At 51.6% G+C, this 14,454-nt stretch carries 14 protein-coding genes and 2 pseudogenes; 13 read left to right on the forward strand and 3 right to left on the reverse strand.

Annotation, left to right across the window (positions count from 1 at the left end):
• Positions 1-2: 2 nt before the first annotated feature.
• The 3 genes from mobC to mobA are packed head-to-tail and all read right to left on the reverse strand — an operon-like array spanning position 3 to position 3,706.
• Positions 3-2,021: a conjugal transfer protein MobC gene (mobC, locus tag ACZMIG_RS13975; RefSeq protein WP_004291482.1), complete on the reverse strand. Its 2,019-nt coding sequence runs from the start codon at positions 2,019-2,021 to the stop codon at positions 3-5.
• Positions 2,022-2,051: 30 nt separating this feature from the next.
• Positions 2,052-3,299, reverse strand: a complete 1,248-nt coding sequence (mobB, locus tag ACZMIG_RS13980) for a conjugal transfer protein MobB (protein ID WP_004291483.1) — start codon at positions 3,297-3,299, stop codon at positions 2,052-2,054.
• Positions 3,278-3,706 carry a conjugal transfer protein MobA gene (mobA, locus tag ACZMIG_RS13985; RefSeq protein WP_004291488.1) on the reverse strand — a complete coding sequence of 143 codons (429 nt, stop codon included), beginning with the start codon at positions 3,704-3,706 and terminating at the stop codon, positions 3,278-3,280. The genes mobB and mobA overlap by 22 nt, the downstream gene beginning before the upstream one ends.
• A 420-nt stretch (positions 3,707-4,126) precedes the next feature.
• Here mobA and ACZMIG_RS13990 point away from each other — a divergent pair, with 420 nt between their 5' ends.
• From ACZMIG_RS13990 to traJ, 13 genes and pseudogenes are all read left to right on the forward strand, one after another.
• Positions 4,127-5,176, forward strand: coding sequence for a ParA family protein (locus ACZMIG_RS13990; protein WP_075316682.1), 1,050 nt, complete (start codon positions 4,127-4,129; stop codon positions 5,174-5,176).
• 2 nt (positions 5,177-5,178) lie between these two features.
• Positions 5,179-5,619, forward strand: a complete 441-nt coding sequence (locus ACZMIG_RS13995; protein ID WP_005850519.1) for a DUF3408 domain-containing protein — start codon at positions 5,179-5,181, stop codon at positions 5,617-5,619.
• 2 nt (positions 5,620-5,621) lie between these two features.
• Complete coding sequence (locus ACZMIG_RS14000; protein ID WP_005850496.1) at positions 5,622-5,969, forward strand: DUF3408 domain-containing protein; 348 nt, start codon at positions 5,622-5,624, stop codon at positions 5,967-5,969.
• A gap of 19 nt (positions 5,970-5,988) precedes the next feature.
• Positions 5,989-6,231, forward strand: coding sequence for a DUF3408 domain-containing protein (locus ACZMIG_RS14005; RefSeq protein ID WP_005850494.1), 243 nt, complete (start codon positions 5,989-5,991; stop codon positions 6,229-6,231).
• Positions 6,228-6,947: a hypothetical protein gene (locus ACZMIG_RS14010; protein ID WP_005850492.1), complete on the forward strand. Its 720-nt coding sequence runs from the start codon at positions 6,228-6,230 to the stop codon at positions 6,945-6,947. Before ACZMIG_RS14005 ends, ACZMIG_RS14010 begins: the two co-directional genes overlap by 4 nt.
• Positions 6,948-7,148: 201 nt before the next feature.
• Entirely contained in the window at positions 7,149-7,460 is a 312-nt protein-coding gene (locus ACZMIG_RS14015; RefSeq protein ID WP_005850490.1) for a DUF4134 domain-containing protein, read from the forward strand.
• Between the two features lie 10 nt (positions 7,461-7,470).
• A complete protein-coding gene (locus ACZMIG_RS14020; RefSeq protein WP_005944155.1) occupies positions 7,471-7,803 on the forward strand; it encodes a DUF4133 domain-containing protein in 333 nt (110 codons plus the stop codon).
• Positions 7,800-10,304: a TraG family conjugative transposon ATPase gene (locus ACZMIG_RS14025; RefSeq protein WP_005850488.1), complete on the forward strand. Its 2,505-nt coding sequence runs from the start codon at positions 7,800-7,802 to the stop codon at positions 10,302-10,304. Before ACZMIG_RS14020 ends, ACZMIG_RS14025 begins: the two co-directional genes overlap by 4 nt.
• A 49-nt stretch (positions 10,305-10,353) precedes the next feature.
• Positions 10,354-10,734 (forward strand): DUF3876 domain-containing protein, encoded by a 381-nt coding sequence (locus tag ACZMIG_RS14030; RefSeq protein WP_005850486.1) that lies wholly within the window; start codon positions 10,354-10,356, stop codon positions 10,732-10,734.
• A 23-nt stretch (positions 10,735-10,757) separates the two neighbouring features.
• A pseudogene (locus tag ACZMIG_RS14035) lies at positions 10,758-10,970 on the forward strand (DUF4141 domain-containing protein); the annotation flags it as partial.
• Between the two features lie 565 nt (positions 10,971-11,535).
• Complete coding sequence (locus ACZMIG_RS14040) at positions 11,536-13,341, forward strand: reverse transcriptase/maturase family protein (RefSeq protein WP_025066979.1); 1,806 nt, start codon at positions 11,536-11,538, stop codon at positions 13,339-13,341.
• Positions 13,342-13,456: 115 nt separating this feature from the next.
• Positions 13,457-13,870: pseudogene (locus ACZMIG_RS14045) on the forward strand (DUF4141 domain-containing protein); the annotation flags it as partial.
• A 3-nt stretch (positions 13,871-13,873) separates the two neighbouring features.
• A partial coding sequence (gene traJ / locus ACZMIG_RS14050; RefSeq protein ID WP_487889711.1) for a conjugative transposon protein TraJ occupies positions 13,874-14,454 on the forward strand: 581 nt, incomplete at its 3' end.

Raw genomic sequence — 14,454 nt, forward strand, 5'->3', positions numbered from 1 at the left:
TGTTAGACAGTCTCATTATCTGGTAGCAGTTTACACAGCACCGGATCGTTTTTGATACGCTCCAGTTCCTCCTGCACAATCTGCTTCACCTCTTCCTTGATGCGCCGGTAGTTCGCCTGCACCGTTTCCTTCATGCGGTCGTTGCCGTCCTCGTCCGTGAAGTTTGTAATGACGGGAATTTTCTTGTAGGCACTTTCTTCCCGTTTCACCTTTTCGGCATCCACCACAATCTCGCAATGAAAAATCTTCTGCTCGATACGCTCGTTGAAGTTGTCGGATACAGAACCGACAAACATTCCCTGCGTAAGCCCGGAAATCTTACTCGGTGGAATGAGCGCGTCCATCTGCGTGTTGATGGAGGTGGAAACATCCTGCCGGTTGATGGAGATGGACTGCCGTTTCTGCAACACCTTACCGAACCGCTCGGAGAGCGTCTTGGCTGTTTCCCCCACCACCTGACCGGAGAAAATATTGCCGACAGTGTTCATCACCACTTTCGCCTCTTTGTCCCCGTAGTCACGCACTAACTGGCTGAAATCCTGAAAGCCCAGACACACGGCAACCTTGTTGCTTCGGGCGGTAGCTATAAGATTGTCCAACCCTTTGAAGTATATTGTGGGCAACTCGTCGATGATGACCGATGACTTCAGCATCCCCTTCTTGTTGATGAGCTTCACGATACGGGAATTATACAGACCGAGTGCCGCACCGTAGATATTCTGACGGTCGGGATTGTTACCCACGCAGAGGATTTTCGGCTCTTCGGGATTGTTGATGTCCAGCGTAAACTCGCTGTCTGACATCACCCAGTAGAGCTGCGGTGAAATCATCCTCGAAAGCGGGATTTTTGCCGACGCTATCTGACCCATGAGCTGCTCCGCAGCCCCTCCAAGCCACGCATCCATGAACGGCGAAAGGTAGTTCTCCAGCTCCGGATAAGAGGTCAGTATCGGAAATATATCCTCGTAACGGCGGTTCAGAAACTCGATAGCATGGGGAAACGTGCAAAACTTCCCGTTCTGATAGATTTTGAGATACCAGATAATACTGGCAAACAGAATGATAGGTGACTCCACGAAGAAGTCGCCCTGCTTTTGCACCCACGTTTTATTGAGGTTGAGCATTATTGTGTAGGCACTCTCATAGGCATCCGTAATATCTTCCATAAAATCCGGGTGAATGGGATTGCACCGATGAGAGCGTCGCGGGTCGTCGAAGTTGATCACATAGAACTTCGGCTTTACCTTGTAGCCGTCCGGGTGGTTCAGCAAATGGTTGTAGGCAATAGTAGATAGGTCGGGATACTTGAAATCGTAGATGTATTGACTAAAGCCCTTTTCAATCTGTTGCTTGATAAAATTGTTTACCACGGCATAGGACTTGCCGCTGCCCGGCGTACCCAACACGATGGACGCACGGAAGGGATTAACTACATTGATCCAACCGTTGTTCCAGCGTTTCCTGTAATAGAAACGTGTCGGCAGATTGACCGAATACTCGCTTTCGATAAGCCTCGTTTCCTGCATGAAACTCTCGTTCTCGTTGTTGAAAACATCCTCCATCAAATTGTGTTTCAACAGGCGGCTCATCCACAGACCACCCATCAACAGGCAGACATAGCCCGTTCCAATGGTAAGGACATACAGTCCCGTCACCGCTTCAAGCGGCAGCGGCAGGGGCAGCAACCACCAGTTCAGGAAAAACAGCACGAACCCGACGGCAAATGCTGTCCAGATTCTCCCCCAAGTGATTTTCTCACCCTTGACACCCTTCGTACCCAGACAGGACAAGGCAAGCAAAAGGACGGAAAACAGCTTCGTGTAGAGAATGGAATGGAACAGCCCCGCCGTGCGGTCGAAGTTCAGAAGGATTTTGTCCACCACGCCGATGTTCACGCCCCACAGCCGGATGGCTTCGTAGCAGAACCAGTACACGTTCATGACCACTAAAATGATACTCACGGCACGCAGAAAATCCATGATTTTCGCCAATGCCCTCAAATCGTCTTCTTGTTGTGACATACATTGATTTTTTAATTGTTGATACTCTGATTACATACCCAAGCCCTTGCGTTTTTTCTTCTTTTTGCGCTTCATCGCCCGGATGAAAGCCTCTTCCTCGGCATCTACCGCCGGACCTTCGGGAGTGAGCAAGCCCATACCGCCCGATATATCTTCACTGTCGTAGGCGGTCTGCCCGTGTGCCTTGTCCGCAGCATCCACAGGGATGGATAGCGGTATCGGCGGTTGTCCGGCGTATGGCAGGGTGAAGTGTTCCTGCAAGGCATTCGCCGAAAGCTCCTTACCCATGCGCGAACCGTTCAGCACGCATCCCGTGCGGTGGTCGATGAAGGTAGCCCCATAGATGCGCCCTTCCTCTGTGTAGCGCAGTACGGTGTCGATGCCCTTCTCTTTGAGTTGGGATACAAATTTGTCCTTGTCATAAGTGCCTTGCAGCACGGAAAGGACGGTGCGTTTCGTCATGTCTGCCAGTTTCCTATCCTTGATTTCCGATTTGGAACGGACAAACTTCTTCTGTACGGCTTCATAGCCTGCGGACTTCCCGAAAAGCGAGGATTTGAACGGGTTGCCCACCTTGTTACCCTTGTCGTCCGTGACGGAATAGACCAGCCCGTGATACTCCCGTCCGCGCACGTTGCCCCTCGCTTCCTCCACCGTCATATTATATAAGGAAAGGAGCGCACGGTATTCGCCCATCGTCTGGAAACGGTACTGCCCATTCAGAGCCTTCACGGTGTTGCCTACCTGCTTCTTCACATCACCTGCCGATGCGGCCACCTTGCGCAACGGATTATCCAATCTCTGATTTTTACGTTCTGCCGGATGCAATCCGTACTTCTGTTCCAGTTCCCTGCGGATACGGTCGCTGCGGCGGTAGAGAAAATCCCGGTTGAGCCTTTTCCCGTTCTCGTCCACGTTGACCGTCACGATGTGCAGGTGGTGGCGGTCGATGTCCTCGTGCTTGAATACAAGATAAGGCTGGTTTCCGAAACCGAGTTTTTCCAGATACTCGCGGGCGATATTCTGCAACTCAATATCGGTCAGCACATCCTCCGGGTGCGGGTTGAGAGAGATATGCACCACCGGCTTCTCGATCTTCATCTGCGGTGGCAGGAAGGTGAGAAAACCCTCCATCGCCTTGCCTATGTCCACCGTTCCCGAACCGTCATTGTAGATGCGGTTGGTGGTGAGAAGCCGCCCCTGCGCCTCGTTAATCTTCTCCCCGTTGTAGGCAATCGCGCCGTACAACGAACTTCCTACACTGATTTTTGCGACCATTTTGCCTCCATTTCCCTTGAAAGTTCCACAATCCGGCGGCTCAGTTTCACGAGTTCGACGGTGTGTTGCTCTAATTTGTAGAGCAACGCCATCGCCTTTTTCTCTGAAAAATGCAGCCTCAGTTCCTTCACGACTTGGTTGTAATTCGTACCCACGGCACGGAATTGTGCATGAAAATCCGACAGTTTGGTGTAATAGTCCACCAACGTCTTGTCCACCTTCAGCACCTTGAACGGTTGCCCGAAGAAGTGCGCTTTGAGGAAAACAGACCGTGCATAGACACCCGATTTTCCGAACATGGCGAGGAAACGGTTGTGTTCCTCCTCGTTGAAACGGACGGTGTACCGGTACACCGCCGGATCAAGTTTGGGATTTCTCCCTGATTTGCTTTTCCTTTTCTCTTTCATATTACTTTGGATTTAGCGGATTGACGGCATAAGCCGCCGCTTCGGATTACAGCACCGCAGTTCTGAAAGGCTTCCCGACTTCGGAGGGAAAGCCCGCCCCCTGCAAGGGCAAGTGCTTTTCGTGGCTGCTCAAAATATTTTGAGCGGCTGAAAAGACATCTTGCTATGTTCCGGCGAACATAAAAATCCGTCGGGGACGGATTGGGGGAATGCCTTTCAAACTCCGGGCTGCGCCACCTGCGGCGAACCCTGCCGTTCGGGTGCAAAGTTACGCCCTTAAAGCGGTATCGGACAGAGGCTTGACCCGGACAGTCAGTGCCAACCGGCGCAACATGCCGCCACTTGCCGGGGAAGTGGTACGGATTCAAAAATATCCTTGTTTATTTGCAGCATGATTCAAGAAACGAACGATTTGAAGATATGAAAAATGAGGCTTTCAAATACCCGGCAAACCGCTTTGGCGGCTATTTGCCTGACCGGATACCCGAACCTTCGGATACCCGGCTTTCCAATGACGCGGTGATTCACGGATTCAATGACTTCATGACGCAATGTCGTCATTCACCAGTTATCCGAATCCCTGCCTCACCGTTGAAGCGGATACGTGACGAACCGGACAGGCGGAGATTCGCTGACGCGGATATACATGTCACCGATTCCGTATCGGAGCAGGAAAACAATTCATCAACCATTAAAACCAACAGAACCATGAGTAATGAAACATTCGTTGCATTCGCAACACAGAAAGGGGGCATCGGCAAATCCACCGTCACGGCACTTTCCGCCAACTACCTCCACAACGTGAAAGGACACAATGTCGCCGTCATGGACTGCGACGCCCCGCAACACAGCATACACGGGTTGCGTGAACGTGAAACGGGACTTATCGGCGGAAGCCTCTATTTCAAGGCACTCGCGTGTGACCACTTCCGCAAGATAAGGAAGAACGCCTACCCGGTCATCGCAAGCGACGCCCTTAACGCCCTCGATGATGCCGAAAGGATGCTTGCCGCAGAAGAGGTGAAACCCGACGTCGTGTTCTTCGACATGCCGGGAACCCTGAAAAGCAACGGCGTGGTCAAGACCCTCTCGCAGATGGACTACATCTTCGCGCCCATGAGTGCCGACCGTTTTGTCGTGGAAAGCACCCTGCAATTCGCCGTGATGTTCCGTGACAACCTCATGACGACGGGACAGGCGAAAACAAAAGGGCTGTACCTGTTCTGGACGATGGTGGACGGCAGGGAGAAGAACGGGCTTTACGACCTGTATGAGGATGTGATCGCCGAGATGGGGCTGCCGGTGCTGTCCACCCGCCTGCCCGACAGCAAGAAGTTCCGGCGCGACCTTTCGGAAGAGCGCAAGAGCGTGTTCCGCTCGACCATCTTCCCGATGGATGCGTCCCTGCTGAAAGGGAGCGGCATCCGTGAGTTCTCGGAAGAGATAAGCCGTATCATCAGACCTCAATAATCATGGGCAGCAGGAAAGTGAACACCGAAGGCATCGACGAGGAACTGTTGATAGCCTCCATCGGCAGACGCAGGCAGGACGGGATCCTGTACCACGCGCAGGAGCCGCCCGCGCCTGCTCCCGAAGAAGAAAGCGTCCCGGAAACGGAACCGCCGCCCGTGCAATCCACGGCAAAAGAAAAACCGCAGAGGGACACCGTCCGCCGCAAACGGCAGGAGGACGACTATTCCGGGCTGTTCCTCCGCCGCAACGAGATAAAGACGCGCCAGTGCGTCTATATCAGCCGCGATGTCCACAGCAAGATTCTCAAAATCGTGAACGACATCGCCGGACGTGAAATCTCGGTAGGCGGCTACGTGGACACCGTGCTGCGCCAACATCTGGAACAGCACAAGGAGAAAATAAACGAACTGTACAAGAAACAACGTGAAGACTTGATTTGAATATGGAAAAGAACCAGAAAAACAGAAGTCCGCAGCATGACGGCGGCGGTATGCTTGCCCAAGTGCAGGCGAGTGTGGAAATCCTCTCTCCCGTGCCGTTAGGCGGCAAATGCGGTGAGAAGGACTATGAACGGCTGTTCATCCGTGAAGCCGAAGTGAAGGCACGCGAGGGAAAGATGGCGTATGTGCGCCCGGAGTATCACGACCGCATCATGCGTATCACCCGTGTGATCGGGCATGACCGGCTGTCGCTGTCCGCCTACATCGACCATGTGCTTACGCACCACTTCAACCAGTGCGAGGAGGCGATAAAAAGCCTTTACGCCCGGAATTACGACGCAGTATTTTAATCCTCAAAAAGTAACAGACATGAAAGGAAAGAAGAATGATTATCGCGCCTTCCTGAAAAAATCAGGAATCAAGGCGAGAGAGGGAAAGCAAGTGTACATCAGTTTGGCAAACCACAGCGTGATAACCGAAATCACCTATTTATTAGGTAAGGGAAACCTGACCATCGCCGACTATCTGGACAATGTGCTTAACGAACATTTCCAGACACACCGTGCCGAAATCAACCGTATGTTGGATTCAGTCCCCAAAGTAGAGCTATGAACATGACTATGATTCTGCTGACCGTATCGGTCGGCTGCAACCTGTGGTTCCTGTTCCTGCTCCTTTATGACAGGATCATGGAAACCAGACTTGTCCGCTTCCTAAGAAGCATAGCCGGACTGTGGCGGTCGTTGGGCGGCACGGCTGCAAAGCCCGAAACGGCAAGGGTAACACCGCCCGCAGAGACCCCAGCGGACATCATCGGCAAGAGCCGTTTCAGGATGGCATCGACCCGGACAACCGCTGCCATACCGACGCAAGAAGCCGCCACTTCGGAAAAAGGCATTGAGCTGACGGAGGAAGAGGCTACTTTTGACGACGGAAACACGGAAACCGTATCCCGTCCCGCCCAAGTCCCGGAGGATAAACTCGACGAAACCTTCACGAGCCTCACGCCTTCGGAACTGGAGTTCGGGGAGGACGAGCCGGAGGAAGAAACGTCCGACGCACCGAGGGCATCCGGAAGCAGCTTCGACGAGATAGACGATGCGGTCAGAACCGCCAAGAACCCGGAAGCGACAACGACGGAACGGGAGCGGGCGGCAAAAGTCTTCACCGACATGGAAGGGACGGAGCTGTACGAGAAGCTGATGACCGGCTCGTCTGAAATGAGCATCCGCATCAAGGGGCTTATCGAAATCCGGCTGAAGAAACCGAAAAAGGATTTTGTAGTCCCGGACAATATTGAGGACTTCGACATCCGCAACTATGTATAACGAGTAAAAAAGAATGAAAATGAAAACGTAAGACGGCATCACCCACGCGCACGGCAGTACAAGGTACAGCCGGTCCGCAACGGACACACCCAAGTCCGTAGAAACAAACGGGCAATCCACTAAACCAAAGTAAAGTAACCGAGTATCAACTGCCCGACAAAGGACCATCCACTCTTTTGACGGCAAAAACAAGAACAGTTTATGAACAAGAACATCAGACAAAAGTTTATCCTCTCTGCGGCACTTATGATTGCCGCAACCGCCTCCGCCTTCGCACAGGGAAACGGCATCGCGGGCATCAACGAAGCCACCTCTATGGTGAGTTCGTACTTCGACCCCGGCACGAAACTCATCTACGCCATCGGCGCGGTAGTCGGGCTTATCGGGGGCGTGAAAGTATATGGGAAATTCTCGTCCGGCGACCCCGACACCTCCAAGACTGCCGCCTCGTGGTTCGGGGCGTGCATCTTCCTGATTGTCGCCGCCACCATCCTGCGCTCATTCTTCCTTTAATAAACGATGTATGGCTGAATACCCGATAAACAAGGGTATCGGCCGTCCGGTAGAATTCAAGGGCTTGAAGGCTCAGTACCTCTTCATCTTCTGCGGAGGTCTGCTGGCTCTCTTCGTCCTGTTCGTCATCCTCTACATGGTCGGCATCGACCAGTGGGTATGTATCGGCTTCGGCGTGGCATCGTCCTCCGTCCTCGTATGGCAGACCTTCGCGCTGAACGCCCGGTACGGCGAACACGGGCTTATGAAATTAGGGGCAACAAGGAGCCATCCCCGATACCTTATCAACCGGCGGCGGATCACCCGATTATTCAAACGGAAACGAAAGGAAGAAACGACATGAGGAATACATCCAAAATGACAACACTGGAAAACAAGTTCCCGCTATTGGCGGTGGAACAAGGCTGCATCATCTCCAAAGACGCCGACATCACGGTGGCTTTCGAGGTGGAGCTGCCGGAGCTTTACACCGTGACGGGCGCGGAGTACGAGGCGATACACGGCTGCTGGTGCAAGGCAATCAAGGTGCTGCCGGACTTCTCCGTCGTCCACAAGCAGGACTGGTTCATCAAGGAGAAGTACACGCCGGAACTTCACAAGGACGACATGAGCTTTTTAAGCCGCTCTTTCGAGCGTCACTTCAACGAGCGTCCGTACCTGAAGCACACGTGCTACCTCTACCTGACCAAGACGACGAAGGAGCGTAACCGGATGCAGAGCAATTTCAGCACGCTGTGCCGTGGGCATATCATCCCGAAGGAGCTGGACAAGGAAACCGCCGCGAAGTTCATGGAGGCTGCGGAACAGTTCGAGCGTATCATCAACGACAGCGGCTTTGTCAGGCTGCGCCGCCTCTCCACCGACGAGATTGTGGGGACGGACGGCAAAGCCGGACTGATAGAGCGTTACTTCTCGCTCATGCCCGAAGGCGACGCCACGTTGCAGGACATCGACCTCTCGGCACGGGAAATGCGCATCGGCGACAACCGCCTGTGCCTGCACACCCTGTCCGACGCGGAGGATCTGCCCGGCACGGTGGCTACCGACACCCGGTATGAGAAACTCTCCACCGACCGCTCGGACTGCCGCCTCTCCTTCGCATCCCCGGTGGGGCTGCTGCTCTCCTGCAACCACATCTACAACCAGTACGTGATTATCGACAACAGCGAGGAGAACCTCCAAAAATTCGAGAAGTCCGCAAGGAATATGCAGTCGCTCTCGCGCTATTCGAGGAGCAACAGCATCAACCGCGAGTGGATAGACCGCTACCTGAACGAGGCGCACTCCTACGGGCTGACCTCGGTGCGGGCGCACTTCAACGTCATGGCGTGGAGCGACGACGCGGAAGAGCTGAAACACATAAAGAACGACGTGGGCAGCCAGCTGGCAAGCATGGAGTGCGTGCCTCGCCACAACACCATCGACTGCCCGACACTCTATTGGGCGGCTATGCCCGGCAACGCGGCGGACTTTCCGGCGGAAGAGAGTTTCCATACCTTCATCGAACAGGCGGTGTGCCTCTTCACGGAGGAAACCAACTACCGCAGTTCGCTCTCGCCCTTCGGCATCAAGATGGTGGACAGGCTCACGGGAAAACCGCTGCACCTCGACATCAGTGACCTGCCGATGAAGCGGGGCATCACCACCAACCGTAACAAGTTCGTATTAGGTCCTTCGGGCAGTGGCAAGTCGTTCTTCATGAACCACCTCGTGCGACAATATTACGAGCAGGGCGCGCATGTGGTATTGGTGGACACGGGAAACTCCTATCAGGGATTGTGCGAGATGATACGGCGCAAGACGGGCGGCACGGACGGCGTGTATTTCACCTACACGGAGGAGAAGCCCATCAGCTTCAACCCGTTCTACACCGACGACTACGTGTTCGACGTGGAGAAGAAGGACAGCATCAAGACGCTGCTGCTGACGCTCTGGAAGTCGGAGGACGACAAGGTGACGAAAACCGAAAGCGGGGAATTGGGCAGTGCCGTGAGTGCCTACATCGAGCGCATCAGGGCAGACCGGAGCATCGTCCCCTCGTTCAACACCTTCTACGAGTACATGCGCGACGACTACCGCCGGGAACTGGCGGAGCGTGACATCAAGGTGGAGAAGGAGGACTTCAACATCGACAACATGCTCACCACCATGCGGCAGTATTACCGGGGCGGACGCTATGACTTCCTGCTCAACTCGGCGGAGAACATCGACCTGCTGGGCAAACGGTTCATCGTCTTCGAGATTGACTCCATCAAGGACAACCGCGAACTGTTCCCGGTAGTGACCATCATCATCATGGAAGCCTTCATCAACAAGATGCGGCGTCTGAAAGGGGTGCGGAAGCAGCTTATCGTGGAGGAGGCTTGGAAGGCTCTTTCTTCGGCAAATATGGCTGACTACCTGCGCTATATGTACAAGACGGTGCGTAAGTATTTCGGTGAGGCAATCGTGGTGACGCAGGAGGTGGACGACATCATTTCCTCGCCCGTCGTCAAGGAGAGCATCATCAACAACTCGGACTGTAAAATCCTGCTCGACCAGCGCAAGTACATGAACAAGTTCGACCAGATTCAGGCGTTGCTCGGACTGACGGAGAAGGAGAAGTCGCAGATACTCTCCATCAACATGGCGAACAACCCCTCACGGCTCTACAAGGAGGTGTGGATAGGCTTGGGCGGCACGCAGTCGGCGGTCTATGCCACCGAGGTCAGTGCTGAAGAGTATCTGGCGTACACCACCGAGGAAACGGAAAAGGTGGAGGTGTACCGTCTGGCAGAGCAATTGGGCGGTGACATCGAAGCCGCCATCCGGCAACTTGCCGAAAGGCGGAGAAACAAGCAATAAGTAATCAATAATCAGTAAAACAGATTTATCAACAAAAAAAGAAAAGCGTATGAGCATATCAAGAATGAAGATGCTGCAAGTCAGCAAGTGTTTAATCGGGCTGGCGGTCATGGTGCTGCAATCCTGCGACGTGGCGGAGAACCGCCGCGACCTGCTGTGCGGAAACTGGGAAAGCGTGGAGGGCAAACCCGACGTGCTTATCTACAAGGAGGGAGAAGCCTACAAGGTGACGGTTTTCAAGCGGAGCGGCATCCGCCGCAGGCTGAAGCCGGAAACCTACCTCTTGCAGGAGGAGAACGGCAACCTGTTCATGAACACGGGATTCCGCATCGACGTGGCGTATAACGAGGCTACCGACGTGCTGACCTTCTCACCCAACGGGGACTACGTGCGTGTGAAGCCGCAGCCGGAAACTCCGGCAGAAAAATAAGAACCGCTAAAATCCAAAGAAACATGAGAACAAGAATAACATTCGTCATCTGCCTGTGCCTGCTTTTCGCGGGCAGGGCTTCCGCCCAATGGGTCGTGAGCGATCCGGGCAATCTGGCGCAGGGCATCATCAACGCCTCGAAGAACATCATCCATACCTCGAAGACCGCCACGAACATGGTGAACAACTTTCAGGAAACGGTGAAAATCTACGAGCAGGGCAAGAAGTATTACGACGGTGCGCCCGTATAGGCGATATAATAAATATAGCATTGGCAAGCTATTAGGTAAGTGTTCCAATATTTACCTATCATCACCAGCTTATCTGCCCACGAAAGGACGGCAGGGAGTATAGCACGCTGGAAAGCCATAAGTCAATTAGTTATCAAATTGCAACTGAATGGTGAGATGAAACAGATAGATACGAGGATAAAATCCAAACTGATTGAATGATAGTCCAAGTGAACCCAGTATGTTTTATAGTGAAAGATAACTTAACTCGCTATACCGTAATACCTCTGTTGCGAGCGTCGTGTAGTAGAGGCAGGAACAAATTACGGCACAACCGCAGTAAGCGGTAACGGGCGGAAGTCATATCCGATAATCTATCATAGCCATGTTATTATATCGTAAACGGGGATTGCCTAAATCGGAACGCCGCAAGGCTATTAGGTACAGACCTATGAAAATCCGACAAGGCAACGGAGCTTCCGTAGTAGTCTGAGCAGGGGAAAGCCCTGTACATGGCGAAGGGAAGCAGCTAATAATTTTAATGCAAATAACGGAAAATGTGAGAGACATTATGAGAAGTCCAGAGTATGTATTAAACAGTCTAACGGAACACAGTGAAAATTTGAATTACAAGTTCGAACGCTTGTACCGTATCTTTTTCAATGAGGAAATGTATTACGTTGCCTACCAACGCATATATGCGAAACCGGGCAATATGACAGCAGGTGCAGATGGGAAAACCATTGACCAAATGAGCCTGAACCGAATTGAACAACTGATAACATCGTTGAAAGATGAGAGTTATCAGCCCCAACCCTCAAAACGGGTGTATATCCCAAAGAAAAATGGGAAAATGCGTCCATTAGGTGTACCAGCTTTTAACGATAAATTATTGCAGGAAGTGGTCAGAATGATATTGGAAGCCATCTATGAAAGACAGTTTGAAAAAACGTCGCATGGCTTCCGACCCCTAAGAAGCTGCCACACTGCCTTGTCTGATATTCAGAAGACATTTTCGGGCGTGAAATGGTTCGTAGAAGGTGATATTAAGGGATTTTTCGACAATATCAATCATGAGATACTGATAGGTATTCTGAAAGAACGTATCGCTGACGAAAGATTTATTCGCTTGATTAGAAAATTTCTGAATGCAGGATATATCGAAGACTGGAACTTTCATAACTCCTACAGCGGAACACCGCAAGGCGGAATTGTCAGCCCTATCTTGGCAAACATATACCTTGATAAGTTGGATAAATTCATGAAGGAATACACTGAAAAATTTGATAAGGGGAAAGAACGGAAAAGAACCAAACAGGCAGTATCACTTGAAGGCAAACGACACCGTATTCTGAAAAAGTTGAAAGTGGTAAAAGACAAAAATGAAAGGTCAGAATTGATAAGACAATATAAGGCTTATCAAAAAGAAGGTTTGCAGTATTCTGATGGTGACGAAATGGATATGAACTACAGAAAACTCAAATACGTGAGATATGCGGATGATTTTCTAATTGGAATCATTGGCAGTAAACAAGATGCTATCATCATCAAAGAGGACATAAAGAACTTCCTCTATGAAAAGTTGGCTCTTACACTGTCCGATGAGAAAACACTTATCACCCATGCTGAAAACGCTGCAAAATTTCTCGGATATGAGATTTTTGTAAGGAAATCCAATGACACCAAAAGAAGCAAATACGGAGTACTAAGACGTGTCTTCAATAAGAGGATACAATTGGCACTTGGAAAGGATACGTTTAAGAAAAAGTTGCTCGAATATCGTGTTTTAGAAATAAAGATACACAACGGCAAGGAGTATTGGAAAGCAAAATCCCGTCCCAAACTTTCAAACAACAATGACTTTGAGATACTTGACAGGTACAACAAGGAAATAAAGGGCATTTACAATTACTATTGTTTGGCTAATAATTGTAGTAGTCTGTCAAAACTTGGGTATATCATGAAATATAGTATGTACAAAACATTTGCGCAGAAATATCGGACAACGATGTCGCAAATCCGAAAAAAGTACACCAAGAATGGACTTTTTTCAGTTAGATACTATTTAAAGAACGGTACTGCCAAAGACTTGACCTTTTATCATGGTGGGTTCAAAAAGAAAAATCCAATGAACATTAAGGATTTAGACAACTTGCCCAAATTCACATATCATCCTACAAACACAAGTCTTATAGATAGGCTGAAAGCGGAAAAATGTGAATTATGTGGAGTAGTCGATAAGTTAGTGATGCACCATGTGAGAAAATTAAAAAATCTTCAAGGGAAAACTACCTGCGAAAAACAAATGATGGCTCGCAAACGAAAGACTATTGCCATATGTGGTAAGTGTTACAAAAAACTCAGTAACAATGAATAGATTGATATTATTAGTAGAAAGCCGGATACGCGGAGACGTGTACGTCCGGTTTGGGGGCGAGCTTCCGAAAACCCACCGTAGTAATACGGCAGGGCGTTGGATGCTTAGCCTACCCCTCAAATCGGTGAACAATCTGGTCAAGGACGCACGCAAGGTGCAGCAGACCATCCTGATGGTGGGCGACATCACGGACATCTACGTGACCAGCTTCCAGAAGATGCTGCGCGACGACAACTTCACGGTGGAGGAACTCGGAGCCATCGCCTTCGGCTACACGAAGCTGCTGGAGGAATCAAACGACGTGCTGACGGAGCTGAAGAACGTGGTGAACATCACCACGCTCTCCATGACGGACAAGGAGCGCATGGACGTGGTGGAACGCTGCCACTCCAAGATGAAGCGTTACCGCAACCTCGTGAGCTACTACACCAACAAGAACATCAGCGTGAGCTACCTGCGTGCGAAGAAGAAAAACGACCTCGACCGCATCATGGGGCTGTACGGCAGTATGAACGAAAGATACTGGTAGCCTATGGAGTTCGACAACCTTCACCAGATTCTCCGCTCGCTCTACGAGCAGATGATGCCGCTGTGCGCCGACATGGCGGGCGTGGCGAAAGGCATCGCCGGGCTGGGCGCGCTCTTCTATGTCGCTTACCGGGTATGGCAGTCGTTGGCGAGAGCCGAACCGATAGACGTCTTCCCGATGCTCCGCCCCTTTGCCGTCGGTCTGTGCATCATGTTCTTCCCTACGGTGGTGCTTGGCACGATAAACAGCGTCCTCTCGCCCGTCGTGCAGGGTACGGCGAAACTGCTCGAAACGCAGACTTTGGACATGAACAAGTACCGGGAGCAGAAGGACAGGCTGGAATACGAGGCGATGGTGCGCAATCCCGAAACCGCCTACCTCGTGTCCAACGAGGAGTTTGACAAGCAACTGGAGGAATTGGGCTGGTCGCCCTCCGACATGGTGACGATGGCGGGGATGTATATCGACCGGGGGATGTACAAGATGAAGAAGGGCATCCGCGACTTCTTCCGCGAGATACTGGAACTGATGTTCCAAGCCGCCGCCCTCGTGATAGACACCATCCGCACGTTCTTCCTCGTGGT

Source organism: Xylanibacter sp. (assembly GCF_057607445.1).